23 protein-coding genes and 1 riboswitch are annotated in these 24,999 nt (G+C 58.6%); of the genes, 13 read left to right on the forward strand and 10 right to left on the reverse strand.

Features of this window, described 5'->3' with window-relative positions; all coding sequences use genetic code 11:
- Positions 1-3: 3 nt before the first annotated feature.
- The 6 genes from ACR0ER_RS13910 to cysQ all read right to left on the reverse strand — a co-directional run bounded on the left by ACR0ER_RS13910 (position 4) and on the right by cysQ (position 6,550).
- Positions 4-1,704, reverse strand: a complete 1,701-nt coding sequence (locus ACR0ER_RS13910; protein ID WP_480769456.1) for a DUF5927 domain-containing protein — start codon at positions 1,702-1,704, stop codon at positions 4-6.
- Positions 1,701-2,687: a glycosyltransferase family 2 protein gene (locus ACR0ER_RS13915; RefSeq protein WP_480769512.1), complete on the reverse strand. Its 987-nt coding sequence runs from the start codon at positions 2,685-2,687 to the stop codon at positions 1,701-1,703. Before ACR0ER_RS13915 ends, ACR0ER_RS13910 begins: the two co-directional genes overlap by 4 nt.
- Positions 2,688-2,853: 166 nt before the next feature.
- The gene (locus ACR0ER_RS13920) at positions 2,854-3,891 is read right to left on the reverse strand and encodes a glycosyltransferase family 2 protein (RefSeq protein ID WP_480769457.1); all 1,038 of its coding nucleotides are present in this window, start codon (positions 3,889-3,891) and stop codon (positions 2,854-2,856) included.
- Positions 3,892-3,898: 7 nt separating this feature from the next.
- Positions 3,899-4,882: a UDP-glucose 4-epimerase GalE gene (gene galE / locus ACR0ER_RS13925; protein ID WP_480769458.1), complete on the reverse strand. Its 984-nt coding sequence runs from the start codon at positions 4,880-4,882 to the stop codon at positions 3,899-3,901.
- Between the two features lie 70 nt (positions 4,883-4,952).
- Positions 4,953-5,753, reverse strand: a complete 801-nt coding sequence (locus tag ACR0ER_RS13930) for a 3-deoxy-manno-octulosonate cytidylyltransferase (protein ID WP_480769459.1) — start codon at positions 5,751-5,753, stop codon at positions 4,953-4,955.
- Positions 5,753-6,550 (reverse strand): 3'(2'),5'-bisphosphate nucleotidase CysQ, encoded by a 798-nt coding sequence (cysQ, locus tag ACR0ER_RS13935; protein WP_170334235.1) that lies wholly within the window; start codon positions 6,548-6,550, stop codon positions 5,753-5,755. The genes ACR0ER_RS13930 and cysQ overlap by 1 nt, the downstream gene beginning before the upstream one ends.
- 122 nt (positions 6,551-6,672) lie before the next feature.
- Between cysQ and ACR0ER_RS13940 the strand changes: the two genes are divergently transcribed.
- Complete coding sequence (locus ACR0ER_RS13940) at positions 6,673-7,494, forward strand: ABC transporter permease (protein WP_480769460.1); 822 nt, start codon at positions 6,673-6,675, stop codon at positions 7,492-7,494.
- Here the strand turns inward: ACR0ER_RS13940 and ACR0ER_RS13945 are convergent.
- On the reverse strand, positions 7,491-8,093 hold the full coding sequence (locus ACR0ER_RS13945) for an alpha-ketoglutarate-dependent dioxygenase AlkB family protein (protein WP_480769461.1): 603 nt from the start codon (positions 8,091-8,093) through the stop codon (positions 7,491-7,493). The two genes, ACR0ER_RS13940 and ACR0ER_RS13945, sit on opposite strands and share 4 nt — an antisense overlap.
- Positions 8,094-8,305: 212 nt before the next feature.
- On the opposite strand from ACR0ER_RS13945, the gene dnaK reads away from it, so the two are divergent.
- From dnaK to radC, 9 genes are all read left to right on the forward strand, one after another.
- Positions 8,306-10,213: a molecular chaperone DnaK gene (gene dnaK, locus ACR0ER_RS13950; RefSeq protein WP_480769462.1), complete on the forward strand. Its 1,908-nt coding sequence runs from the start codon at positions 8,306-8,308 to the stop codon at positions 10,211-10,213.
- Between the two features lie 74 nt (positions 10,214-10,287).
- Positions 10,288-11,442 carry a molecular chaperone DnaJ gene (gene dnaJ, locus ACR0ER_RS13955; protein ID WP_480769463.1) on the forward strand — a complete coding sequence of 385 codons (1,155 nt, stop codon included), beginning with the start codon at positions 10,288-10,290 and terminating at the stop codon, positions 11,440-11,442.
- A gap of 131 nt (positions 11,443-11,573) precedes the next feature.
- Positions 11,574-11,680, forward strand: a riboswitch (TPP riboswitch).
- A gap of 44 nt (positions 11,681-11,724) precedes the next feature.
- Positions 11,725-12,528, forward strand: a complete 804-nt coding sequence (thiD, locus tag ACR0ER_RS13960) for a bifunctional hydroxymethylpyrimidine kinase/phosphomethylpyrimidine kinase (RefSeq protein WP_480769464.1) — start codon at positions 11,725-11,727, stop codon at positions 12,526-12,528.
- Entirely contained in the window at positions 12,525-13,502 is a 978-nt protein-coding gene (locus ACR0ER_RS13965; RefSeq protein WP_480769465.1) for an FAD-dependent oxidoreductase, read from the forward strand. The genes thiD and ACR0ER_RS13965 overlap by 4 nt, the downstream gene beginning before the upstream one ends.
- A complete protein-coding gene (gene thiS / locus ACR0ER_RS13970; protein WP_480769466.1) occupies positions 13,486-13,680 on the forward strand; it encodes a sulfur carrier protein ThiS in 195 nt (64 codons plus the stop codon). Before ACR0ER_RS13965 ends, thiS begins: the two co-directional genes overlap by 17 nt.
- Before the next feature lie 2 nt (positions 13,681-13,682).
- Positions 13,683-14,447: a thiazole synthase gene (locus tag ACR0ER_RS13975; RefSeq protein WP_480769467.1), complete on the forward strand. Its 765-nt coding sequence runs from the start codon at positions 13,683-13,685 to the stop codon at positions 14,445-14,447.
- Complete coding sequence (locus ACR0ER_RS13980) at positions 14,444-15,040, forward strand: thiamine phosphate synthase (protein ID WP_480769468.1); 597 nt, start codon at positions 14,444-14,446, stop codon at positions 15,038-15,040. Before ACR0ER_RS13975 ends, ACR0ER_RS13980 begins: the two co-directional genes overlap by 4 nt.
- Positions 15,037-15,999, forward strand: coding sequence for a HesA/MoeB/ThiF family protein (locus ACR0ER_RS13985; RefSeq protein WP_480769513.1), 963 nt, complete (start codon positions 15,037-15,039; stop codon positions 15,997-15,999). Before ACR0ER_RS13980 ends, ACR0ER_RS13985 begins: the two co-directional genes overlap by 4 nt.
- Positions 16,000-16,213: 214 nt before the next feature.
- On the forward strand, positions 16,214-16,969 hold the full coding sequence (gene radC / locus ACR0ER_RS13990) for a RadC family protein (RefSeq protein WP_480769514.1): 756 nt from the start codon (positions 16,214-16,216) through the stop codon (positions 16,967-16,969).
- 3 nt (positions 16,970-16,972) lie between these two features.
- Here the strand turns inward: radC and ACR0ER_RS13995 are convergent, their stop codons facing one another.
- The 3 genes from ACR0ER_RS13995 to secA all read right to left on the reverse strand — a co-directional run bounded on the left by ACR0ER_RS13995 (position 16,973) and on the right by secA (position 22,296).
- A complete protein-coding gene (locus ACR0ER_RS13995) occupies positions 16,973-18,529 on the reverse strand; it encodes a phosphate ABC transporter substrate-binding/OmpA family protein (RefSeq protein ID WP_480769469.1) in 1,557 nt (518 codons plus the stop codon).
- A 25-nt stretch (positions 18,530-18,554) separates the two neighbouring features.
- The gene (locus tag ACR0ER_RS14000) at positions 18,555-19,478 is read right to left on the reverse strand and encodes a hypothetical protein (RefSeq protein ID WP_480769470.1); all 924 of its coding nucleotides are present in this window, start codon (positions 19,476-19,478) and stop codon (positions 18,555-18,557) included.
- A 100-nt stretch (positions 19,479-19,578) separates the two neighbouring features.
- Positions 19,579-22,296, reverse strand: a complete 2,718-nt coding sequence (gene secA / locus ACR0ER_RS14005) for a preprotein translocase subunit SecA (protein ID WP_480769471.1) — start codon at positions 22,294-22,296, stop codon at positions 19,579-19,581.
- Positions 22,297-22,472: 176 nt separating this feature from the next.
- On the opposite strand from secA, the gene ACR0ER_RS14010 reads away from it, so the two are divergent.
- The 3 genes from ACR0ER_RS14010 to mutT are packed head-to-tail and all read left to right on the forward strand — an operon-like array spanning position 22,473 to position 24,949.
- Complete coding sequence (locus ACR0ER_RS14010; RefSeq protein ID WP_480769472.1) at positions 22,473-23,321, forward strand: peptidylprolyl isomerase; 849 nt, start codon at positions 22,473-22,475, stop codon at positions 23,319-23,321.
- A 6-nt stretch (positions 23,322-23,327) separates the two neighbouring features.
- Positions 23,328-24,554: a bifunctional glutamate N-acetyltransferase/amino-acid acetyltransferase ArgJ gene (gene argJ / locus ACR0ER_RS14015; protein ID WP_480769473.1), complete on the forward strand. Its 1,227-nt coding sequence runs from the start codon at positions 23,328-23,330 to the stop codon at positions 24,552-24,554.
- Entirely contained in the window at positions 24,551-24,949 is a 399-nt protein-coding gene (gene mutT, locus ACR0ER_RS14020; RefSeq protein WP_170334201.1) for an 8-oxo-dGTP diphosphatase MutT, read from the forward strand. Before argJ ends, mutT begins: the two co-directional genes overlap by 4 nt.
- Positions 24,950-24,999: the final 50 nt, after the last annotated feature.

Here is a 24,999-nt window from a genome sequence, read left to right on the forward strand (position 1 = left end):
AGGCTATTGCACCAGATACGGTTTCTTGTACGGCCTGACGCTTGCGCCAAACACATCGTCGGCGGGAAAATCACCCATCAAGTAAGGATGCATGCCCTGGTTTTTCAGGTTTTGCAGGAATTTTCCAAATCCCGAAAGATCAACCATCACCGGCGCTTCGGTCAGATGGCTGGATCTGTTGGATCCGATTTCGTCGACCACGGTCTGCAGAGGCTCCATCGGAGATTCTACGAACTCGGCCAGAGACCAGGTGCGCACCCGAGCCTTGGTCCAGACCGAATTTAAGACCTCAAGCTGTTTGGTTTCGATCTGTTGCAGGCGGGCAGCCTCGTTACGGATGTCGGTGAAGTTTTTGTTGGACCGAAACAGTGATATCGCCCAAGCGCCGGTAATAACTGAGATTTGCGCGTTCTTGTCGCGCGCCAGGAACCAGTTGATCTGTTGGGAGTCTTCGGGGCCGAATTGAAAGCACTGCCGCTCGCCTCGTGTGTTCCAGATCAGATTCGAGACAAAAGCAGTCGGATTATAATCCCGCAAAACGGCGCAATCGCTGAGGGCTCCGTTGGTGATTGTTTCTCCCCCAGCAAATTCGGCGTGTGTGGGACCAAACAGATGCCCATGCACCCGTGCTCCGGTGGTCTTTGCCAGCCAGGGCGCGAACTCTTCAAACAATTCGGTAAAGCCCTGAAAAACCGAATAGGGATAGGATGTCAGCCCGTTCTCGCTGCCATGTCGGGGAAAGCGGCTTTGCATATATAGACCGTCGCGCCCGCGGGTGCGACGTTCAACCGCTTTGGAAAACAATCGGTCGATCTTGCCGGGGTTGGGTTCGGCCGGACGCATGGCGTTGTTCTGATCCGTCAGGAAGGATTGATAGAGCCGATCCGCATGCGGCCAGATTTTCCGGGCTACGAAGCAATCGGATCGGCGCAGCAGTTGCAAATGGTCGTCATAGAAAACGTGCGGTCGCCCCTGATAGTCGAATTTGGACAGAGTTAGCGACCGACTTTCGATGTGGGTGGAATACAACCGAGCAAGCGTCTGGAAGTAGCTTTCATCCGGAATCCAGACCCGCCGGAAATAACGATCATACGTCCGGCGTTTGGGGTCCTGCAGAATGGCTGACAGGGTCTGGCGCGTCAGACACCACCACTGGCTGCCCATATGGGGCACCAAACCATCAGGGATCTTGCGGCGCATGCCCGTGGCGCGCTGCAGTTTCACATAGGCGTCGAACAGTTTGCGGTTCTTTCGCCAGGAGAATGGAAACCGCAGGGTGAATCGTTCCTTATCCAGCCCCCCGATGGTCCAGCTTACATCGGCCGTCGTGGCGCTTTCGATGAAATCGACGCGGGGTCGATCCGCGAGGTATTCGACTAGTTCCCCCACCGGTCGCAACGGCAGGCACGCGCCCGAAGACAGGTAGACATGATGCACATCAGGATAGGTGTTCAGCATCATTTCGGCTGCGGATTGCGAGGCCGCGACAATGCCCCACCCGCCCCAGTCGCAGGTGTGACGCTCTGAGAACCGGATTAGCGGGTTGTCCGCGCAAGCAGTGACGAATTCGGAAAACTCATGGGCGGGTACCTTGCGATCCACGTGGATCACCACCGGGCAGCCCGACTTCGTCCAGTGGCGTGCCACCTGCTCGGCTCGGTCCAGAGCCGTGTGAACCAGCATGGCTACGCCCAAGCGACTCATGCCCAGTTTCCCTTTGACATCAGGCCCAGAATCTCAAGCTGCCGCCAGTTGATGAATTTCTCGGATCGGTCACACCAGAACACCGGCTTTTCACCCAGCCCTTCGGTATAGGCGCGGTACTCGCCCGAACGGCGATAGTGTTCGCGGCGCTGCATCTCTTCGGCGGCTTTTTCACCCAATGTGCTGATCAGCTTGGCATGCAGCAACGCACCGCTGGTTTTTTCGCCGCCCCATTCGTCATAGACCTGATTCAGCCCGCGCGGCAGCAGCGAATGGGTTGAGCTGACATAGACATAACGCCGGTCCCATTTAACCAGAGGGATCTTGTTCAGAGCCGGTGCCTTCGAGGGGGCGTCGCGGAAAAACACCCGTGCGCGCGGGCCGCCCTGAATCCAGAGGTTCCCGTAATCGGGGTTCTTCGTGATCATGTAATTGCCGGAATCGAACCAGCGAGCGATCTGAAACGGGTCCTGGCCTTCGCGATAGGGTTCCGCGTCCAAAGGTCCCTGCGGGTACATGTCGATCAGCATGGTCCCAAAGCTGCGCACCGCGCAGCCATCCAACCAATCGGTCAGGGCACGGATCGGGCGGGTGTCGCAGAACGGGTAGATGAAGAACTCATCGGGATCGACGGTCAGAACCCAGTGTCCATGCGCGTATTTGCGCAAAAGGTAATTCGACCAGTCTAGCCCGAAAGAGGCCCGTTTGTAGCTGGCCCGCGCGTGCCAGACCGAGGCGTCGGGCTGGCTGGCCAGATACTCGCGCGATCCGTCATCGCTGTCATTGTCGATGAAAAGGAAATGGTCAACGCCAAGCTTGCGGTAGTATTCCAGAAAATAAGGCAGACGGATTTTTTCGTTCCGCAGCACACTCATCAACAACACGTCGTTGCGTCGGATGTTGGCGGTCCTGTCGGACATCGGTTTCAGCTGCCGCCGCTTTCGCAGACAACGCGCAAGGCGGCGCTTGCGCCGCAATCTCATCCGGTATGAAGCCAACAGGCTCACGCGTGCGCTCTGCCCTTTTTTGTTACGCGAGCTTGCCCAGGGCTGGATGGTCCAGAGTGGTGCCGGGCAATTGACGTTTTATGCCACCGTTACAACTTTCAAGGCAACGTCTTTAAAAGTCGTTAGTCACATATGCAGCTTTTCAGCAAACTTTCCCCATAAGGCCCAATTTTTGCAGCTGGGCCCAACCCTGATAGCGAACCGACCGGGGCGTCCACATGTCGGGGCGGTCCGCGATTGCATCATAATATGACGCAAACTGGTCCGGATCGTGGAAATGCTGGCGCCGTGCTTTCTCGGACTTTGACTTGCCCACCACTTCGGGCAGGAATTTCGTGTGCAGCAACACCCCTGCAGGGGCGTTGCCATCTGGTCCGTCATAGGCGGCATTGAGGTGCCGGGGTAGGGCAGAATGGCACGAGTTCACAAAGGCATATCGTCGCGACCACCGGACCAGAGGAATCTTGTTCAGCGTCGGCGAATGGCGGGGTCTGTCGGCAAAGAACATGCGCTCGCGCGCACCGCCTTGAACCCACAGGTTGCCCAGCGGGTTTTGCCGCTGTGCCCGGTAGGAGCCTGGATCGAACCAGTCCAGAACCTCGGTCGGGTCGGTTTCCGGGTCATAGTTTTGCGTGCCCAGCGGCCCTTTGGGATAGAGGTCCAGCATTAGCGCGCCAAAACCTGCGCGGCCTTGTTGGTCCAGCTCAGCGGTCAGGTCCTGCAGGGGTTTGCTGTCGTGATCAGGATAGATAAGCAGCTCATCAGCGTCGACCATCAGGGTCCAGTGACCGTGCCCATAGCGCATTTGCAGCCACGTCAACCAATCCAGCCCATAGCGCGCGCCCCGATAGCTGGCAGGGGTCTGCCACAGCGACACATCCGGCTGATCACGCAGGAAATCGACCGAGCCGTCATCGCTGCCGTTATCCACGATCAGAAAGTGATCGACACCCAGCGCGCGGTAATGGCGGAAGAACCAGAGCAGGCGGGTGATTTCATTGCGCAGCGTGGTGAAGGCCAGAATGGCACCGGGCCTGATCTGCGCAGTCCTGTCGTTTAGACAAGTCAGTTGGTGGCGGCTGCGAAAGGATCGCCAGAGCAACCGCCGACGTTTCAGCCGCAACCGGTAGTGCTGCACCCATCCGATGGGGGGAAGAGGATCGGTTGCGGGATGCGTCACCTGGCGATCACTTCTCGTAATTGCCGTTCTGGTGCCAGCGCCAGGCATCGCCAATCATAGTCTCTAACGTTGATCTTTTTGGGGTCCAGCCCAACTCGTCCCCGGCGCGGACTGAACCCGAGACCAGCTTGGTGCAATCCCCGGCGCGGCGCGGGCCGATGGAATAGGGTACTTCGCGGTTGGTGACCGTTTTGGAATGGCCAATCACCTCCATCACCGAAAAGCCCGAGCCGGTGCCCAGGTTGAACACGCGGCTGCCCTTGCCCTGCTCCAACCAGTTCAGACCCAGCACATGGGCATCAACCAGATCGCACACATGCACATAGTCTCGGATGCACGTACCATCCGGCGTGTCGTAATCGGTACCGAACACGGTCAGACCGTCGCGCTTGCCGTCGATCGCGTCCAGCATCAGCGGCACCAGATGGGTCTCGGGGCGGTGGAATTCGCCGACCTCGCCCTCTGGGTCGGCTCCGGCGACGTTGAAATAGCGGAAGATGACGTGGTTCAACTCGTGTGCCGCCTGAAAATCGCGCAGGATATCCTCGATCGCGCGTTTCGAAGCGCCATAAGCGTTCAGCGGTTCCTGCGGCGTGTCTTCGTCAAGCACCACATTGTCATGCTCGCCATAGGTGGCGCAGGTAGATGAGAACACGAAGTTCAGGCACCCGGCGGCGACGGCGGCTTCGATCAGGGACAGCGAACCGGTGACGTTGTTGGTCCAGTATTTACCGGGTTCCGACATCGCCTCACCCACTTGGCTGAGGGCGGCGAAATGCATTACCGCGGCGGGTTTGTATTTGGCAAAGACCTCATCCAGTCGGGCGCGGTCCAGAAGGTCGCCCTGTTCAAAAGGGCCGAATTTCACCGCATCCTGCCAGCCAGTGATCAGGTTGTCATAGGTCACCGGCGTATAACCCGCCTGCGCCAGAGCCTTACAGGCATGAGAACCGATATACCCGGCCCCGCCAGTTACAAGAATGTTGGTCATCTATTCTTCCAGCTTAAAATGGAGGGCATCACCGTGTCGGGGGGCAGGCAAGTCGCGCGGGGCTGGGATATCAATCCAACCCCATCGCCATCATCATCTCTTCCAGCTTTGGGACGTCCTGCGGGTTGTTCAACTCCCAGAACTGGCGGCCTTTGGCTTCGACCTCGACGCACAGAACCTTGCGACCGTTCTCCATAAAGCGCAGCTGCTCCAGCCCTTCCAGCTGCTCCAGCGGACCAGTGGGCCAAGTGGGATAGGCGGCCAGCGCATCGGGGCGGTAAGCGTAGACACCCACATGGTGGAAGACCGGGGTCGCGTCGTCTCCGCCATAGGTTTCGGCGGTGTAGGGGACGACCTCTTTCGAGAAATACATGGCGCTGTGATCCGCGGCGAAGACTGCTGTGGTGCCACCTACGCGCCCGTTCTTGCGGTCGTTCAACAGGCTGTTCAAAGCATCGCCATCGCAGCGCAGAACTGGCGTGGCGACGCCTGCCTCAGGCGCGGCGCGCAGACCGGCAATCAGATTTTCGACAAACCAGTGCGGGGTCAGCGGCGCGTCACCTTGCAGATTCACCACAATGTCATATCCCGCGCCCAGCACCTCATGCGCCTCGGCACAGCGTTCTGTGCCGTTGCCGCAGGTTTCCGAGGTCATCACCACTTCGGCCCCGAAGCCTTCGGCCACTTCTCGGATGCGGTCATCATCGGTGGCGACAACCACCTTGTCCACGCCCGAAACCGAACAGGCGGCGCGCCAGGACCGCTCGATCAAGGTCATCGCGTTGCCGCTGGCACCGGTCAGCGGCACCAGCGGTTTGCCCGGATAGCGGGTCGAGGCGTACCGGGCGGGAATGGCGATCAGAACGGACATCAGGCCTCCTTCAGCTCAACACCCGGAGCATAGGCAATGAAGAACGGGTTTGCATATTCATCTTTGCCATATGTCAGCGGCGTATGGTCATCAAAACGAACAACCTGCCCGCCAGCGCCCGCCAGAACGGCGTGACCTGCGGCGGTGTCCCATTCCATCGTGCGACCGACGCGAGGATACAGGTCCGCTTCACCGGTGGCGACCAGACAGAATTTCAGCGACGAGCCCGCGCTTTTGCTGTCCTGCACCTGATATTTGTTGATGTAGTCCTCAGTCGCTTGGTCCCGGTGCGATTTCGACGCCACGATCAAAAGTGCCGAATTGTCGGGTTTAGACACTGCAATCTGTGTCGTGTCGCCAGCCATTTCCTTATCCAGCGCGCCGGTTTCTTCGACGGATTGACCGTCCGCTTGCGTGTAAAACATCCGCCCCTTCGCAGGAGCGTACACTACGCCACGGGTCGGAACGCCGTTTTCCACCAGCGCGATATTCACAGTGAAATCGCCGCGGCGGTTGATGAACTCTTTTGTGCCGTCCAGCGGATCGACGATCAGGAACGTGTCGCCCTTTTCAGAGTGCGAGGCGGCCTGTTCCTCGGTTACCAGTAGAATGTCGGGAAATGCCTCGCGCAGACCGGCCGAGATCAGGGCATCGGCGGCTTCATCTGCTTCGGTCACAGGGCTGGAGTCGGATTTTACTTTAACGTCGAAATCGTCCGCCTCGTAAGTTTCCATGATCTTGTCGCCCGCTTCCAGGGCCAAACGTCGGATAACGGGAATGAGGGCGTCATAGGTCACAAAAATGCTCCGTTCTTGTGAATTGTTGATCGAATATCCTGACGACCTTATGATGTGCCGGTTACGGAACGGCAAGAAATTCGTGCCAGATTGCAGGCGAAACCACGGGAAAGACGCTTCGGGTGTATTATTTCAAGCGAAACCAATCGTTATTGGGCGGCGCGTTTACAACGGCCGAACTCATTTTCCATGCCGTTGTGCGCAACGTGCGCTCTCAGCACAGCAATGCGGTGCTGGCCATTCTGGTTAGCATTTTACAGATTCTGGTTCTGGTCGCGGTGTTTTACACGATCATGTCCTTCATGGGTCCACGCATTGCCAAAATCCGAGGGGATTTTGTGTTGTACCTGCTGTCCGGCGTATTTCTGTTTCTGACGCATGTCAAATCTGTCAGTTCGGTGGCGGGTGTCAGCACTGGAAACAACCCGATGATGCTGCATTCGCCGATGAACATGATGGTTGAATTGCTGGCGACCGCATTCGGCACGCTCTACACGCAGTTGGTGGCGATCCTCATCATTCTGTTCGTTTACAGCGTTGCGGTTTCTCCGATTGAGATTCAGCATCCCGGCGGTGCTTTTGCGATGTTGATGCTGGCTTGGTTTACAGGATGTTCCATTGGTGTTGTCCTAATGGCCCTAACGCCTTGGTTGCCAACTGTTTCCTCGATACTAAAAACCATCTACCGCCGACTGAACATGATCTTCTCGGGAAAAATGTTTGTGGCAAACGCGTTGGGCGGTGCAATGCTGGCCATGTTTGCGTGGAATCCACTGTTTCATATTATCGACCAGTGCCGGGGGTTTGTTTTTCGCAATTACTATCCCCGTAACACCAATTGGGAATACCCGCTTTGGGTGGGGTTGGCACTGCTGCTGATCGGTTTGTTGGGGATATTCTTCACGCGGCAACACGTCTCAAAAAGCTGGAGTGCGCGCCGTTAACCTGCCACCCGCAGGGTCAGGTTGATCCGGCCACCCTTGGGCAGAAGTTTCGAAGACCCGAAGCGGATGCGATCAATCCCGTGATAGGTCAATCGGGCAGGTCCGCCCATGATTACCACATCGCCGGAGTTCAGCCAGATCGACTCGGTTTTGCCGCCACGAGTCTGGTTGCCGATGCGAAACAGGGCATCATCGCCCAATGAGATTGACAGAACCGGCCAGGAAAAATCGGCCTCGTCCTTGTCTTGATGCAACCCCATCCGGGCCCCTTCGCCGTAGTAGTTGATCAGGCAGCAATCGGGGTCGCGGTCGGGGCTGGCCAATGCCCGCCAGATATCGAGGATCGGATCGGGGATCTCGGGCCAATCCGCGCCTTTGGGGTGTTGTGGCTGGTACCTGTAACCCGCCTTGTCCGTCACCCAGCCCAACGATCCGGCCGAAGTCATGCGTACGGACATTTCCTTGCCCGAAGGTGTGACCGGCCGGAATAAAGGGGCAGATTTCAGAATCGGGCGCAGCAGTTCGATCAACTGCGTCTGTGTCTGAGTATTCAGACAGGCTTTTCTGATATCAAAACCGCGCAAGAGCAGCCGCGTCATCCAAGATTCCCCAATCCTTGCCAAAACCTTGCCAAAAAAGGTCACAGATTCCCAAAAACCTGCGATTTACACCGCTTGCAGGCCATTCATCCCGCCCTTATATACGCCGGGACGCGCGATGGTGTAGGGCTGTTGCGCATATCAGATCGGGGCCGGGTGCCATAACGGGTTCGGACCTCGGACATCGCCTTGAAGAGAAAGGGATTGAACATATGGGAAAAGTAATCGGGATTGACCTCGGAACCACCAACTCGTGTGTGGCTATCATGGACGGCTCGCAGCCGAAGGTCATCGAAAACGCCGAAGGGGCGCGGACCACGCCCTCGATCGTCGCCTTCACCGAAGATGAGCGACTGGTCGGTCAGCCTGCAAAACGTCAGGCGGTCACCAACCCCGACAACACGATCTTTGGCGTCAAGCGTCTGATCGGGCGTCGCGTGGATGATGCAGAAGTCGAAAAAGACAAGAAAATGGTGCCGTACGCCATCGTTGATGGCGGCAATGGCGACGCGTGGGTTGAAGCTCGCGGTGAAAAATACTCTCCAAGCCAGATCTCGGCCTTCACTCTGGGCAAGATGAAGGAAACCGCGGAAAGCTATCTGGGTGAGGAAGTCACGCAGGCGGTTATCACCGTTCCGGCATACTTTAACGACGCACAGCGTCAGGCTACCAAAGACGCCGGCAAAATCGCCGGTCTGGAAGTGCTGCGGATCATCAACGAACCGACAGCGGCTGCTCTGGCCTATGGTCTGGATAAAGAAGAGACCCAAACCATCGCGGTTTATGACCTTGGTGGTGGTACCTTCGACGTGACCATCCTGGAAATCGACGACGGCCTGTTCGAGGTCAAATCGACCAATGGTGACACCTTCCTGGGTGGTGAAGACTTTGACATGCGCATCGTCAACTACCTGGCAGATGAGTTCAAAAAGGAACACGGTGTCGATCTGTCTGCCGACAAGATGGCCCTGCAGCGTTTGAAAGAAGCCGCTGAAAAAGCCAAGATCGAGCTGTCCTCGACCTCGCAGACCGAAATCAACCAGCCGTTCATCTCGATGGGTTCGAACGGTCAGCCGCTGCACATGGTCATGAAACTGACCCGTGCCAAGCTGGAATCGCTGGTTGGTGATCTGATCAAAAAGTCAATGAAGCCCTGTGCCGCTGCTCTGAAAGACGCCGGCCTGTCGGCTGGCGACGTGGATGAGGTTGTTCTGGTTGGTGGTATGACCCGGATGCCGAAAGTGATCGAAGAGGTCACCAAGTTCTTCGGAAAAGAGCCCCACAAAGGTGTGAACCCGGACGAAGTTGTTGCCATGGGCGCTGCCATTCAGGCCGGTGTTCTGCAGGGCGACGTCAAAGATGTGGTTCTGCTGGATGTGACCCCGCTGTCGCTGGGCATCGAAACGCTGGGTGGCGTGTTTACCCGCCTGATCGACCGCAACACCACGATCCCGACCAAAAAGTCTCAGGTTTTCTCGACCGCCGAAGACAACCAGAACGCCGTAACCATCCGCGTGTTCCAGGGTGAGCGGGAAATGGCCGCGGACAACAAGATCCTGGGCCAGTTCAACCTCGAAAATATCCCGCCTGCACCGCGCGGTATGCCTCAGATCGAGGTGACTTTTGACATCGACGCCAACGGCATTGTCTCGGTTTCGGCCAAGGACAAAGGCACCGGCAAAGAGCAGAAGATCACCATTCAAGCTTCGGGCGGTCTGTCCGACGAGGACATCGACAAGATGGTCAAAGACGCCGAAGAGAACGCGGAAGCCGACAAGGAACGCCGCGAGCTGGTCGACGCCAAGAACCAGGCGGAAAGCCTCATCCATTCGACCGAGAAGTCGATGGAAGAGCATGCCGACAAGGTCGACCCGACCACCATCGAAGCCATCGAGCTGGCGATTGCCGCGCTGAAGGACGAGCTGGAAACCGAAAATGCCGACAAGATCAAATCCGGCATCCAGAACGTCACCGAAGCAGCCATGAAGCTGGGTGAGGCCATCTACAAGGCGCAAGCCGAAGAGGGCGAGGATGAGCCTGCTGCAGCCGATGCCGCGCCGGGTGATGACGATATTGTCGACGCCGAGTTTGAAGATCTGGACGACGACAAACGTAAGTAACGGGTAACCGGGCCAATTTGGGCCGGTCCGGTTGCCGGGCCGGCCCGATTACGTTGAGGCAGAAGGAAATACTGATGTCAAAACGCGACTACTATGATGTGCTCGGTGTTACAAAGGGCGCATCGGCGGACGAGATCAAGAAGGGCTTTCGCAAGAAGGCCAAGGAATTGCATCCCGACCGCAACAAAGACAACCCGGATGCCGAGGCGCAGTTCAAGGAAGCGAACGAAGCCTACGACGTGCTGCGCGATGCCGATAAAAAGGCTGCTTATGACCGCTTCGGTCATGCTGCCTTTGAAAACGGCATGGGTGGCGGCGGCGGCCGTCCCGGTGGCGGCTTTGGGCAGGGCGATTTCTCCAGCGCATTCTCGGACGTGTTCGACGATTTGTTCGGCGATTTCATGGGCGGCCAGCGCGGTGGTGCTGGTGGCGGACGTCGCGCTGCGCGCGGGTCCGATCTGCGCTATAACCTGCGCGTGTCTTTGGAAGAAGCCTTCTCGGGCCTGCAAAAAACCATCAGTGTTCCTGCGGCCGTAGCCTGTTCCGCCTGTGACGGTACAGGCGCCGAAGGTGGCGTGGAGCCGACCACGTGCCCGACCTGTTCGGGTATGGGCAAGGTCCGCGCGCAACAGGGTTTCTTCACCGTTGAGCGCACCTGTCCGACTTGTTCGGGACTGGGTCAGATCATCAAGAACCCCTGCAAGTCCTGCAACGGTGCTGGCCGTGTTGAAAAAGAGCGTGCCCTGTCTGTGAACATCCCCGCCGGTGTTGAAACCGGCACTCGCATTCGTTTGGCGGGCGAGGGTGAAGCCGGGATGCGCGGTGGCCCTCCGGGCGATCTCTATATCTTTGTTGAAGTTTCCGACCACAAGCTGTTCGAACGTGACAGCGTGAACCTGTATTGCCGTGTGCCTGTCAGCATGGCCAAGGCAGCGCTGGGCGGATCGATTGAAGTTCCGACCATCGACGGTGGTCGTGGCCGCGTGCAGATACCGGCAGGCAGCCAGTCTGGTCGCCAGATGCGCCTGCGCGGCAAGGGTATGCCTGCTCTGCGCGGTGGTGGCGTCGGTGACATGTTCATTGAGTTGGCTGTGGAAACCCCGGTCAATCTGACCAACCGACAAAAGGAACTGCTGCGGGAATTCGACGATTTGGGTGAGGATAACCATCCGGAATCCAAAAGCTTTTTCTCGTCCGTCAAGTCGTTTTGGGACGGTATGAAGGGCTAGATTCCTACGCCCATGATTATCAAAGAAGAGCCGGTCAAATGTGGCCGGCTTTTTCAATTCATAAGTCCAGATTGACTACAGCCTGCGCCAAAATTGGCCCTTGATTCCCCGGACAACCCCTGAGATTGTCCGCCCAACCGTTGGGGTGCCTCGATCAAGGGGCTGAGAGGCGTGAATGCGCTAACCCATCGAACCTGATCCGGGCAATACCGGCGTAGGGAACGGTCTAACATACACAGACGTTTTCCATGCTGCGTTGCCCATTGATGATGGAGCAACGATATGGCGCATATTGCCCTGACTATTGCGGGCTCGGACAGCGGCGGCGGGGCCGGGATACAGGCCGACCTCAAGGCAATGTCCGCTTTGGGCGTGTACGGCGCCAGCGTGATCACGGCGGTGACGGCTCAGAATACCCGGGCCGTGACTGCGGTGCATGGGATCCCGCTGGATGTGGTTTCTGCCCAGATCGAAGCGGTTCTGACCGATCTAGATGTCGGCGCGATCAAGATCGGAATGCTGGCAACGCCGGAAATCATACAGACGGTTGCGGAGGCTATTACCGGGTTTGAAGGCCCCGTGGTGCTGGACCCGGTGATGGTTGCCAAATCCGGTGATGCTTTGTTGGCGCAAGACGCGGTGCAGACTTTGCGCGACGTCCTTCTACCGCGCGCCACCTTGTTGACCCCGAACCTGCCTGAAGCCGCCTGTCTGTTGGGTGATGCCGAAGCTGCGACACCTGACCAGATGATCGCGCAGGGGCGGGCCTTGTGTTGGTCGGGCGCAGGTTCGGTTTTGATGAAAGGGGGGCATGGACGCGGGGACGTCTGTCACGACCTGCTGGTTGATGCCTCGGGCCTGGTGGCCGAGTACACCGCCCCCCGACGCGAGACACGGAACACGCATGGCACAGGGTGCACCTTGTCGTCGTCGATTGCGGCGGGGCTGGCGCAGGGGCTCGGCCTGACCAACGCCGTTGCGCAAGCGCATGAATACCTGCAGGGGGCGATCGCCTTGGCGGACGGTCTGATGATCGGGCGGGGTCACGGACCTGTGCATCACTTCCACCGGGTCTGGTCCGCATGACGGTCTGGTCGGTCATAGGGTCAGGCGTGGCCGGTTTGGCCGTTGCGAGCGAGCTTGTCTCGCGCGGGGCCAAGGTTCAGGTATTTGATCCCGCTGGCCCTCCGGGGCCGCATGGGTGTTCGTGGTGGGCGGGCGGTATGCTGGCCCCGTGGTGTGAGTATGAAAACGCCGAGGAGCCGGTTTTGCGGTTGGGTCAGATTGCGCAGGACTGGTGGGCAGCGCGCACTCGGGTAGAACAGCGAGGAACGCTGGTTGTAGCCAATCCGCGCGACTTGCCTGATCTGCGCCGATTTGCTCGTCGGACCGAGGGGTACAGTGAAGTCGAGCAATCCAATATCGCTGAATTAGAGCCTGATCTTCACGGATTCACCAAAGGTCTCCATTTCACGAAAGAAGCCCATCTGGACCCACGCCAAGCCTTGCGGGACCTTCATAGGCAACTGTTGGATCATGGTGCTGAATTCCACCCTAAGCTCGCTCCATCGCGTCTTGAAAATGCTATCGATTGCCGGGGTTTGCACGCCCGTGAGGTGCTGCACGATCTGCGAGGTGTAAAGGGTGAGATGTTGGTGATCCGTTGCCCGGACGTGACATTGACGCGGCCCGTGCGTCTGCTGCACCCAAGGATGCCGCTTTACATCGTGCCACGCGGCGACAGTGTTTACATGCTGGGCGCGACGATGATCGAAAGCGAGGATAGCAGCCGCATCACCGCGCGCTCGATGCTGGAACTGCTCAGCGCGGCTTACACGCTGAACCCCGCGTTTGGAGAGGCCGAGGTGCTCGAGATCGGAGTCGATCTGCGCCCGGCCTTTCCTGACAATCTGCCGCGTATTCGGCGGCTGGGGCACACAATCTATGCCAATGGCCTCTATCGCCACGGTTATCTGCTGGCCCCGGCGCTGGCGCAGGGCGTGGCGGATCTGGCGCTGGAAAACAAACATTCGGAGATAGTCGATGAAGATCGTGCTTAATGGCGAACCGCGTGAGGTGCGTGCCGAAACCCTCTCGGACCTGCTGGCCGAATGCGAGTTTTCGGGACGGGTGGCGACGGCCGTGAACGAGGATTTCGTGCCATCGGGCCTGCGCGTTGCTCACAAACTGGCCGAAGGCGACCGGATTGAAATCGTCGCGCCGATGCAGGGGGGCTGAGGATGAAGGTTTTTTATGGCACCGGCTTGCCCAACCCGCTGATGCTGGGAACGGCGCAATATCCCAGCCCCGCGATCCTGGAGCAGGCGTTTCGCGACAGCGGCGCTGGGGTGGCCACGGTGTCGCTGCGGCGTGAATCCGGTGCTGGGCAGACCTTTTGGCAGATGATCCGAGACCTCGGCGTGCTGCTTTTGCCGAACACGGCTGGGTGTCACACGGTCAAAGAGGCTGTAACCACTGCCCACATGGCGCGGGAGGTGTTTGATACAAAGTGGATCAAGCTGGAGCTGATCGGCCATACCGACAGCCTGCAGCCGGACGTGTTTCAACTGGTCGAGGCGGCGCGCATTCTGACCGAGGATGGGTTTCAGGTTTTCCCCTACACCACGGATGATCTGATCGTGGGCGAACGCCTGTTGGCCGCTGGGTGCGAGGTGCTGATGCCTTGGGGCGCACCGATTGGCTCGGGGCGGGGGTTGAACAACGAATATGCCTTGCGCGCGATGCGAGCTGAATTCCGGGACGTGCCTTTGGTGATCGATGCCGGAATTGGGTTGCCCAGCCATGCCGCGCAGGCGATGGAGTTGGGATATGACGCGGTTCTGTTGAACACCGCTGTAGCGCGGGCCGGTGACCCCGCCACCATGGCCCGAGCCATGCAGCTCGCCATCGAGGCCGGACAATTGGCCCATCAGGCCGATCCGATCGAGGCGCGCGATATGGCGGAACCGTCCACCCCCGTGATCGGAAAGGCGTTCTTGTCATGACCCTCGACCGGTTTTACCCGATCTTCGACCATTCGGACTGGCTGCGCCGAATGCTGCCCTTGGGCGTGAAACTTGTGCAGTTGCGGATCAAAGATCAGCCCGACGCGGTGGTGCGCGAACAGATTGCTTTGTCACGCGACTTGTGCCGGGAACATAACACCGTTCTCGTGGTCAACGACTATTGGCAACAGGCGATTGAGTTGGGGTGCGACTGGATTCACCTCGGGCAAGAGGATCTGGATGACGCCGATTTGAAAGCCATCCGTAAGGCGGGACTGAAACTGGGTGTCTCGACCCATGACGATGATGAGTTGGAGCGGGTTCTTGCAATGGGCCCGGACTATGTGGCGCTGGGGCCGGTCTATCCAACGATCCTGAAAAAGATGAAATGGGAACAGCAGGGCTTGCCCCGTGTCACCGAATGGAAGGCGAGGGTGGGTGGTATCCCCCTGGTTGGGATCGGCGGGATGAGTGTAGAACGCGCGCCGGGTGTGTTGCAGGCGGGGGCGGATACCGTCTCGGTCGTCACCGATATCACACTGAATGAGGATCCTGAGGCCCGGGTGCGCCAATGGATCGAGGTCATGCGATGAGCCGCTATGCCCGCCAGATGATCCTGCCTGAGGTTGGGGCAGAGGGGCAGGCCCGCCTGTCCGCCGCGCGCATTCTGGTGGTGGGCGCAGGAGGATTGGCGGCCCCGGTACTGCCGCTGCTAACCGGGGCCGGGGTGGGGCAGCTAACCATCCTGGACTGCGATGAGGTCGCCCTGTCGAATCTGCACCGGCAGATTTTGTTTTCTGAGGCGGACTGTGGACGCCCGAAGGTAGAGGTCGCGGCGGATCGTTGCCGGGACTTGAACCGTGAGGTCACTGTAATCGCAGAGAAACAGGCTTTAACAAACGAAAATGCGATTCAATTTGTCGAACAGGCAGACTTGGTCATCGATTGCGCCGACAGCTATTCGGCTAGTTATATCCTGTCAGACACCTGTCTTGCGCTTGGTAAGCCGCTGATTTCTGCATCCGTGCTGGGGCTTTCGGGTTATGTCGGTGGCTTTTGCGGTGGCGCACCGTCCTTGCGGGCCGTGTTTCCGGATGCACCTGATAGCGGCGCGAGCTGTGCAACGGCTGGGGTGCTTGGCCCCGTCGTTGGGATCATCGGAGCGCTGCAGGCGCAGATGGCGCTGAACCTGATCCTTGGCTTGCAACCTTCACCGCTGGGGCAAATGGTGCAGGTCGATGCGTGCTCGTTCCGTAGCACTACGTTCCGATTTGACGAAGCCCCGGAACCGATGCGGTATTTCCCGTTCGTTTCGGCCAACCAACTGACCGCAGACGATCTGATCATCGAATTGCGTAACACGGATGAGGTTCCCGATCCCGTCCACCCCGATGCCCGACGTGCAACAGTGGAGTCTCTGAAATCAGAGTCGATCAAAGCGAAAAGACTGGTATTTTGTTGCGCAACGGGTTTGCGCGCGTGGCGGGCCGCTGAAGAATTACATCCGGATTGGTCCGGCGAGATCGTCCTCGTCGCGGCATCAACCTCGTGACCGAAAAGAAACCGCGAGACCATAAGAAGTTGATCACAGTTTTCGCTCTGCGTGTACTGATGCCGATTAACATGCCGAATATGAGACGTTTCCCAAAGGCAGCAACATAGTTGACAGCCTAAAACGGTCGCATGCTTGTTTATCTTTCCCCCGCGCTGAGTAAAGCTCGGGCGCGTTAACCTTTCAGAAACCGATTTTGCGCCAATCTGCTGGCATGACCAAGGACGCCTTTGCTGAAGCCCCGATGCTTTTTGAAAGCGATGAAGCCCCGGTGCAGCCGCTGCCGTCCGGGCGGTTGCCGTCTTACATTAAGGATCACCGCAAACGACTGCGCGAGAGGTTCATGTCCGGTGGCTCGGCGGCGATGCCGGATTACGAGCTGCTGGAGTTGGTCCTGTTCCGGTCCATACCCCGGCAGGACGTGAAACCACTGGCGCGGGCGCTGATGGATACGTTCGGCGATTTTAACCGGGTTCTGACTGCGTCCGAGGAACGGCTGCGCCAGATCAAGGGCGTCGGAGATACGGTGATCACCGATCTGAAAATACTCGAGGCCTGCGCCCACCGCATGGCCCGCGCGCGGGTGATGCAGCGGCATGTAATCTCAGGTTGGGACGCGCTGCTGGACTATTGCCACACCACCATGGCCCATCGCGAGACCGAGCAGTTCCGGGTATTTTATCTGGATCGCAAGAACGTGCTGATCGCGGATGAGGAACAGGCCAAAGGCACTGTGGACCACGTGCCGGTCTATCCACGTGAAGTGGCAAAACGGGCGCTGGAACTGAACGCTTCGGCTCTGATCCTGGTGCACAACCACCCGTCAGGCGACCCGACCCCTTCTCAGTCGGATATCGATATGACCAACCGGATTCAGGACGCCTGTCTGGCGCTCGGCCTGACACTGCACGATCATCTGATCATCGGCAAATCGAATGAGCTGAGCTTTCGATCTCAAGGCTATCTTTGAGAGTTACTTCACCCAGACTTCGACCCTGCGATTGACCTTGCGGCCCCACTCGGTGTCGTCGCAGGCCATCGGCATGGCCTCGCCAAATCCATCAACCTCCAGTTCGATGCTGTCTGGAATCGCGGTTTCAACTGCGGCCAGCACTGCATTGCGTACCGTTTTCGCGCGCAGCAGAGCAATTCGCGCATTGGCGGTTGCGGCACCGTCGCCATCGCTGAACCCCACAAAGATCAGTTTGCGCACATCAAGCGTTCCGGCCTCAAGCTGCTGCGCTAGGTGTTGGATATTTGACCGGGATTGTGCGTCGGGGCGAGATGACCCTGCCTCGAACCGGAATGAAAGAGCCAGCCGGGCCAAAGGCCGCAATGTGGTGACCATGCGCTGCAACTCTTCCAAGCCGACTTCCGACGCACCTGAGGCAACGGCATTGGCAAACCGGTTTCCCTGAAGATCGATGGGCAGAGTCTCGGGCGCCTGATCGACAAAGCCCGCGTCGCGGATCACCATCTGCGCCTCGGCACTTTGGGTATAGGCCAGAAACTGACGGGCAATGCGGGGCAATCGACGTTCCGGCAGGTACAGGAACATGGGCGACGTCAGCGGATAATCCTCGGTTTTGATCGTTTGACGGTTGGCCATTAGCGCGTGACCGCATCCACCGGCTAGAGGTAACGCGCGGGCCAGATCGGCTTCTGCCTGACTGGAGATACCGATGGCAAAGGGGTCATCAGCTACAGCGCGGACCAGATCGCTGCTGCGCGTGTGTCGGAGTACGGATTCAGATAGCTTGGCCTTGGCGGGGGCCAGCAATCGATCTTCGACCTCTTGCGCCAGCCCGGACCCGGTATCGGGCAGATGCACAGAAATCGGCGCATCCGGGCCACCCAGGGCGGACCAGTTATCGATCTCACCTGAAAAAACCAACGCCAGATCGGACAGAGAAATGTACGGCACCGGGTTTTCGGACGCAACGATGGGGACCAACGCATCCAGCGCAACAACCCGTGACCGGCGCGCATGGGTCAGGTCGCCCAACCCGGCGACTTCGGCAGTCTCTTGCTCTTGTGGGCGGATTTCGCGCAAGGCCATCGCGATGTCGGCTTGGTTCGCGATCAGATCAGAAAAACCACTACTTGTGTTGCCGATCTCAAAGTAGAACCTCCCCAAAGGAGCCGTGCGCCCGTTTTGGTGCAGTTCATAAACCAGACCTGTGCTGTCAAGCGCACGGTGGTTAGCTGACAATCCCTGTTGCTCTGCAAAGCCCATCAACAAGGCGGGCAGAACTTTCTCGGCCATGACGGACGAGCCAGAGAACCTCAGTTCTGCTACGAAATCGGTCAGGTTAGGGCAGGCGGGCCCGTCGCACGTGACCCCGGAGCCGTCGACCGTCAGTTCTCCGAATTTGGTATCAACGCGGTAGAACTCACCATCGAATCCCAGAAGGGTTCCGGTTACTTCGACCTTGCCGTCATGCGAGGTGAGCGTGAGATCCTGTGCCAGAACGGCAGAGGTTGTAGCTGCCGAAAACAGTGCAGCTGCCACCACACGAAGAAATGTCATTGGAAGTTCGAGCCTGCCTGCGGTTTTAGTTTGCCGCGATTGTCAGGTTTTGAAGCAGATTATTCAACACCAGAAACTCACCGGTTTTGGAACAATCCGGAAAGCTGAGTGTCAGATCGCGCGACCGAAGGGCCCGGTCGGCGTGCAATTCCATAGATTGTACGCTCAGGTCCTGGCCGCAATTGGCCTCGGTTACCTCGGCCTCGACGGTTAATGCGATCGAACCCGATTGGTGCGATTGCGCCGCGGGAAAGGAATAGATTTCGACGTTGCGGGAATCGCTGAATGAAGACTCGGCCAGATGCATGACTTGGCCTGTGCCTTCTGTGCCCGAACCGGCTGAAACATGGCCCGCATCGCCATAGCTCGCGCCAAACTCCAACGCGTGGATCTGCAGATCAGTTTCACCCTTCCATTGTAGAGCAACGCGAGAATATTGGCCGATGTCGGGGATGTGAGTGGTGGCTACGGTCCCCTTCTGATCGTCAAGAGAGATCAGAAAGATCGCGTATTCCGACAAGGCCGGTATGGTCAGATCCAATGTGCCATTTGCGTCTGTTTCCTGCGTGACGGTCAGGCCGCTGTGATGCACCTCAATCCGTTCATTGCTATGGCAGGGGGCTTTGACGATCAGGCGGGCTGCCGCACCAGGTACGGCACGGGCCCGGGCGCTAAGGCCACAGTTGGCTCGATCAGAGGGGGCTGACCAGCTGGGGTTGAGTGTCCGTTGCGCCGAAGTGGTAGTTTGGTCTGTTTCCGGGGCAGGAGACGAGGAGGTCAGGACGATATCCTCCAGCCCGGAAAACACGGCGCTTTGCTCTGTTGACGCAACTTCAAGATCCTGCGAACTGTTTGGTTCCGCAGGGTTTCCATTTTGCATCAGGTAACCGATAGCCAGGGCACATGCGACTATACCGCCGGTGGTTACGTAGTTTTTAATTACAAACATGACACCCTCCCCAGTTGAAGGAGCGAGTCGCACATTGGTCACGAATCACGGCCAATATGTGGCCGTGACGGGGACTCAATGTGTCTTGATTGCCATTACGTTAGGTCAAGCGACCGTGGCAATGTTTGAACTTTTTGCCTGACCCACAGGGGCACCGGTCATTGCGCGACGGGTTGCCCCAGGTGCTGGGGTCGTTCTCGTCAAAGCCGGGAAGAGGATCGCCCGAGGCTTCGGCTTCCGCTACCGCTTCGGCGCGGTCAGTGGCCTGATCGACGGATTTCTGAGCCTGAGCCTGCTGGGCAGCCATCTGCTCCAGCATTTCCTTTTGCTCTTCTTCCGTCAGCGGTCGCACACGGGACAATTGCTGCGTCACGGTTTCACGCAAGGAATCGAGCATGCTTTCGAAAAGCTGGAAGCTCTCGTTCTTGTACTCGTTCAGCGGATCACGCTGGGCGTAACCGCGGAAACCTACGACCGAGCGCAGATGTTCCAGCGTCAGCAGGTGCTCGCGCCATTTGCTGTCGATGGTCTGCAGCAGTACCTGCTTTTCGATGTTGCGCATGTTTTCAGGACCGAAGGCAGCGGCCTTCTGCGCCATCATCTCGTCAGCGGATTTGATCAGGCGCTCGCGCACCTGCTCATCGTCCACGCCTTCTTCGGCGGCCCAGTCCTGAACCGGCGCGTCGATGGTCAGCTTGTCCTTGATCGCCTCGTGCAGACCATCCGTGTCCCACTGATCGGCATAGGATTTCGGCGGCATGTATTCGTCGATCAGGTCGTCGATCACCTGTTCACGCATGTCCGAGACGACCTCGGACAGGTCATCCGAGGACATGATCTCGCGACGTTGGCTGAAGACCACTTTTCGCTGGTCGTTCATCACGTCGTCGAATTTCAGAACATTCTTGCGCATGTCAAAGTTGCGGCCTTCGACCTTGGACTGCGCCCGTTCCAGCGACTTGTTCACCCAGGGGTGGATGATGGCCTCGCCCTCTTTCATGCCCAGCGTGGTCAGCACCTTGTCCAGACGTTCCGAGCCGAAGATACGCATCAGGTCGTCTTCGAGGCTCAGGTAGAACACCGTGCGGCCCGGGTCGCCCTGACGGCCGGAACGACCGCGCAGCTGGTTGTCGATCCGGCGGCTTTCGTGGCGTTCGGACGCCATGACATACAGACCACCGGCAGCCAGAACCTTTTCTTTTTCTTCCGCATGGCGGGCCTCTTCGGCGGCGCGCAGCTGGGCCGGATCGGCCTCGGGTTTATCGGCCAGAGCCTTCAGCACCTTCATTTCCACATTGCCGCCCAGCTGAATGTCGGTGCCGCGACCAGCCATGTTGGTGGCAATGGTCACCGCGCCCAGACGACCGGCATCAGCGACGATCTGTGCCTCTTGCTCGTGTTGGCGGGCGTTCAGAACGTTGTGCTGGATGCCTTCTTTTTGCAGCAACTGGCTCAGCAGTTCGGATTTCTCGATCGATGTGGTGCCCAACAGGACCGGTTGGCCCTTCTCCTGCGCCTCTTTGGTCTGTTCGATCATCGCGCCGTATTTCTCGGCAGCGGTACGATAGACCTGATCGTCCTCGTCCACACGGGCGATCGGCTTGTTGGTCGGAACCTCGACCACGCCAAGGCCGTAAATTTCGGCAAATTCCTCGGCTTCGGTCAGTGCGGTGCCAGTCATGCCTCCCAACTTGTCATAGAGGCGGAAATAGTTCTGGAAGGTCACGCTAGCCAGCGTCACGTTTTCTGGCTGGATCGGAACACCTTCCTTGGCTTCGATGGCTTGATGCAGACCTTCGGACAAACGACGGCCCGGCATCATACGACCGGTGAATTCGTCGATCAGAACGACGTTGTTGTCACGCACGATATAGTCCTTGTCGCGCTGGAACAGCTTATGCGCGCGCAGGCCCTGGTTCACGTGGTGAACAACCGTGGTGCTTTCAGGATCATAAAGCGAATGGCCTTCGGGGATCAGGCCGACGGCGATCAACTGCTGCTCGAGAAACTCGTTGCCCTCGTCGGTGAAGGTCACGTTGCGGGATTTCTCATCCAGCGTGAAGTGATCATCGCTCAGCGACGGGATCAGCGCGTCGATGGCGGTATACAGGTCCGAGCGGTCCTGCGACGGCCCCGAGATGATCAGCGGCGTCCGCGCTTCATCAATCAGGATCGAGTCGACCTCGTCCACAATCGCGAAATTGTGGTATTTCTGGTAAATCTCGGCCAGATCAGCCTTCATGTTGTCGCGCAGATAGTCAAAACCCAGCTCATTGTTGGTGGCGTAGGTGATGTCACAGGCATAGGCGGCTTTTTTCTCGGCATCGGGCTGACCCGCCCAGATCACGCCGGTGGTCATGCCCACGGCCGCAAACACCTTGCCCATCCATTCCGAGTCCCGCTTGGCCAGGTATTCGTTCACCGTGACCACATGCACGCCTTTGCCGGTTAGCGCGTTCAGATAGGCGGGGAAGGTTGCGACCAGCGTCTTGCCCTCACCCGTTTTCATCTCTGAGATGTTGCCCTGATGCAGGAAGGCACCACCCATCAACTGTACGTCAAAGGCACGCAGGCCCAGCGCACGCTTGGCGCCTTCGCGGACGTTGGCAAAGGCATCGGGCAGCAGAGTATCCAGGCTTTCGCCATCCAGCGCGCGTTTGCGCAGTTCCTCGGTTTTTTCGACCAGGCCTTCGTCGGACAGTTTCTCGAACTCGGGTTCCAGCGCGTTGATCTTTTCGATCAGCGGGCGGGTCGCCTTGATCTTGCGGTCGTTCGGTGTTCCGAACACCTTTTTGGCGAGCGTTCCGAGTCCCAGCATGTTCACTCCAGCGGATCTGTTCTTGTCTTGGTTGCGACAGGCTTGCCCACCTTGCGCGCAACCCATAGATACGGGGGGTGAAAGGCGGCCCTGTCCAAGGCTTCAAAGCGATGTAAGCGGCAGGTTCTGAAGTGTCAACGCTGCGCCCTGTCGCGGCAAAGAAATAGGATAAATCCATGCCCAAAGGCCTCACTTTTCTGCCATCTCTGGCACTTGCTGCCGTGATGGCCCTGCCATTGGCCGCCGAAACAAAGCCCGATGCCGCAACCGTTGTGGCGCGCGTCAACGGGGATGAAATCACATTGGGTCACATCATCGCCACCGCCGCTGCGCTGCCCGAGCAATTCCAGCAAGTCGAAGATGACGTGCTGTATGACCTTATTATTGACCAGCTTATTCAGCAAGCGCTTTTGGGCCAGCAGCAGGACGCGCTGTCCAAGCTGAATTCGCTGGCTCTGGAGAATGAGACGCGTTCGTTGCTGGCGGTTCAGACGGCAAATGCGCTGCTTGAGGCAGAGTTGACGGACGAGGCGATCCAGGCTGCTTATGATGCGCAATATGCCGATTTCCAGGGCGCGGATGAGTACAACGCCAGCCACATCCTTGTGAAAACCGAAGAAGAGGCCAAAGTGATCAAGGCGCAGCTGGATGACGGCGCCGATTTCGCCGAACTGGCCAAGGAAAAATCGACCGGACCGTCTGGACCCAATGGCGGTGAACTGGGCTGGTTCGGGTCGGGTCAGATGGTGCCTGCCTTTGAAGCTGCTGTGATCAGCCTGGAAAAGGGGCAAGTGTCCGAGCCTGTGAAAACCCAGTTCGGCTGGCATGTGGTCACTCTAAACGACAAGCGCAAATCCGAAGCGCCCGAGCTGGATCAGGTGCGCGCTGAACTGACTCAGACCCTTCAGCAAGAGGTCATTCAGGCCCGCATCGACGAACTGACCCAGCAGGCTGAGATCGAACGCCCGGCGCTGGAAGGCGTTGGCCCCGAGGTTCTGCGTCAGACAGACCTGATTCAGGAGTAAAAGCCCGTGGCAACGATCACCAAGGTCTCGCCGCTGGCTCCGGCGGCTTTCCCCGAATTGCCTGCAATTGACGGTGTGCGTTTCGCCACCGTCGAGGCCGGCGTGCGCTATCAGGGCCGCACAGATGTCATGTTGGCGGTCTTGGACCCGGGCACTTCGGTGGCCGGGGTATTCACCCGATCTGCCACGCGCGCAGCCCCGGTGCTGGATTGTCAGGACAAGATCGGCGGGGCCAGTAACGGCCCGGCGGCGATCCTGGTGAACTCGGGCAATGCAAACGCTTTCACTGGGCATTATGGTCAGACCTCGGTGGCAGAAGTGACTCAGGCCGTGTCCAAAGCCACCGGCGTTCCGGTTGAACGGGTCTTTACCTCATCCACCGGCGTGATTGGCGAACCGCTGCCCCATGACCGTATCGTATCGCAGCTTGAAGCGCTGAAATCGGGCCTCAGCCGCCACGCCATCGAAGACGCCGCGCGGGCGATCATGACCACGGACACCTTCCCGAAAGGTGCAAGCGCGCAGGTCGAGATTGATGGCAAAACAGTCTCTATTGCAGGGATTGCCAAAGGTTCGGGCATGATCGCGCCCGATATGGCAACGATGCTGGTTTATATCTTCACCGATGCGCAGTTTGAACAATCAGCGTTGCAGGCGATGCTTGGGGCGCAGACCGACCGGACCTTCAACTGTATCACCGTGGACAGCGATACCTCGACCTCGGATAGCTTGCTGTTGTGCGCGACCGGTGCGTCGGGTGTGGATGCCACCGACAATTCGGCTTTTGCCGAAGCGTTGGAAACCGTGATGCTGAACCTTGCGCAGCAAGTGGTGCGCGACGGTGAGGGCGCCACAAAATTCGTCGAAATCCGAGTGACCGGAGCGGCCTCGGATGCCGATGCCAAGGTGCACGGTCTGGCGATTGCGAACTCGCCGCTGGTGAAAACCGCAATTGCCGGTGAAGACCCGAACTGGGGTCGTGTGGTCATGGCCATCGGCAAATCCGGCGCGGCGGCGGACCGCGACCTGCTGAGCATTTCCTTCGGTGAAATTCTGGTGGCCGAAAAAGGCTGGGTCAGTCCCGATTACCGCGAGGAAGACGCTGCCGCCTACATGAAAGGTCAGGATCTGGTGATTGCCGTCGATCTGGGTCTGGGTGAGGGGAAATCCACCGTTTGGACCTGCGATCTTACCCATGGCTATATCGAGATCAACGCGGATTATCGCTCGTGAAAACGGTATTAGTTTCTGCCGTCGCCCTGATCGACATCGAGGGCCGGGTGCTGCTGGCGCAGCGCCCGGAGGGCAAGTCCATGGCCGGTTTGTGGGAATTCCCCGGCGGCAAGATCGAACCCGGCGAAACCCCCGAGGCCGCCCTGATCCGCGAATTGCACGAGGAACTGGGCATCGACACCTGGGCCTCGTGCCTCGCGCCGCTGACCTTTGCCAGTCACAGCTATGATGACTTTCACCTGCTGATGCCACTGTTTGCCTGCCGCAAGTGGGAGGGGATTCCGCAGTCCAAGGAAGGACAGGCTCTGAAATGGGTGCGGGCGAACGATCTGAGGAATTATCCGATGCCCGCAGCGGACGTGCCGCTGATACCTATCCTGCGGGATTGGTTGTAGCGCGAAATGCCGAGGTTACTTGTTGGCTATCTTATCAGTTCGGACCCGCA

This window comes from Ruegeria sp. CH8 (assembly GCF_056536985.1).

Bases quoted from the DNA above. Each gene is read 5' to 3' on its own strand.
- ACR0ER_RS14000 (WP_480769470.1), bottom strand. From the start codon at position 19,478: ATGTTTGTAATTAAAAACTACGTAACCACCGGCGGTATAGTCGCATGT.
- ACR0ER_RS13980 (WP_480769468.1), top strand. From the start codon at position 14,444: ATGACCCTCGACCGGTTTTACCCGATCTTCGACCATTCGGACTGGCTG.
- thiD (WP_480769464.1), top strand. From the start codon at position 11,725: ATGGCGCATATTGCCCTGACTATTGCGGGCTCGGACAGCGGCGGCGGG.
- ACR0ER_RS13945 (WP_480769461.1), bottom strand. From the start codon at position 8,093: ATGACGCGGCTGCTCTTGCGCGGTTTTGATATCAGAAAAGCCTGTCTG.
- ACR0ER_RS14010 (WP_480769472.1), top strand. From the start codon at position 22,473: ATGCCCAAAGGCCTCACTTTTCTGCCATCTCTGGCACTTGCTGCCGTG.
- ACR0ER_RS13930 (WP_480769459.1), bottom strand. From the start codon at position 5,753: ATGTCCGTTCTGATCGCCATTCCCGCCCGGTACGCCTCGACCCGCTAT.
- ACR0ER_RS13975 (WP_480769467.1), top strand. From the start codon at position 13,683: ATGAAGGTTTTTTATGGCACCGGCTTGCCCAACCCGCTGATGCTGGGA.
- galE (WP_480769458.1), bottom strand. From the start codon at position 4,882: ATGACCAACATTCTTGTAACTGGCGGGGCCGGGTATATCGGTTCTCAT.
- ACR0ER_RS13985 (WP_480769513.1), top strand. From the start codon at position 15,037: ATGAGCCGCTATGCCCGCCAGATGATCCTGCCTGAGGTTGGGGCAGAG.
- radC (WP_480769514.1), top strand. From the start codon at position 16,214: ATGACCAAGGACGCCTTTGCTGAAGCCCCGATGCTTTTTGAAAGCGAT.
- ACR0ER_RS13995 (WP_480769469.1), bottom strand. From the start codon at position 18,529: ATGACATTTCTTCGTGTGGTGGCAGCTGCACTGTTTTCGGCAGCTACA.
- dnaJ (WP_480769463.1), top strand. From the start codon at position 10,288: ATGTCAAAACGCGACTACTATGATGTGCTCGGTGTTACAAAGGGCGCA.
- secA (WP_480769471.1), bottom strand. From the start codon at position 22,296: ATGCTGGGACTCGGAACGCTCGCCAAAAAGGTGTTCGGAACACCGAAC.
- thiS (WP_480769466.1), top strand. From the start codon at position 13,486: ATGAAGATCGTGCTTAATGGCGAACCGCGTGAGGTGCGTGCCGAAACC.
- ACR0ER_RS13910 (WP_480769456.1), bottom strand. From the start codon at position 1,704: ATGAGTCGCTTGGGCGTAGCCATGCTGGTTCACACGGCTCTGGACCGA.
- ACR0ER_RS13965 (WP_480769465.1), top strand. From the start codon at position 12,525: ATGACGGTCTGGTCGGTCATAGGGTCAGGCGTGGCCGGTTTGGCCGTT.
- dnaK (WP_480769462.1), top strand. From the start codon at position 8,306: ATGGGAAAAGTAATCGGGATTGACCTCGGAACCACCAACTCGTGTGTG.
- ACR0ER_RS13915 (WP_480769512.1), bottom strand. From the start codon at position 2,687: ATGAGATTGCGGCGCAAGCGCCGCCTTGCGCGTTGTCTGCGAAAGCGG.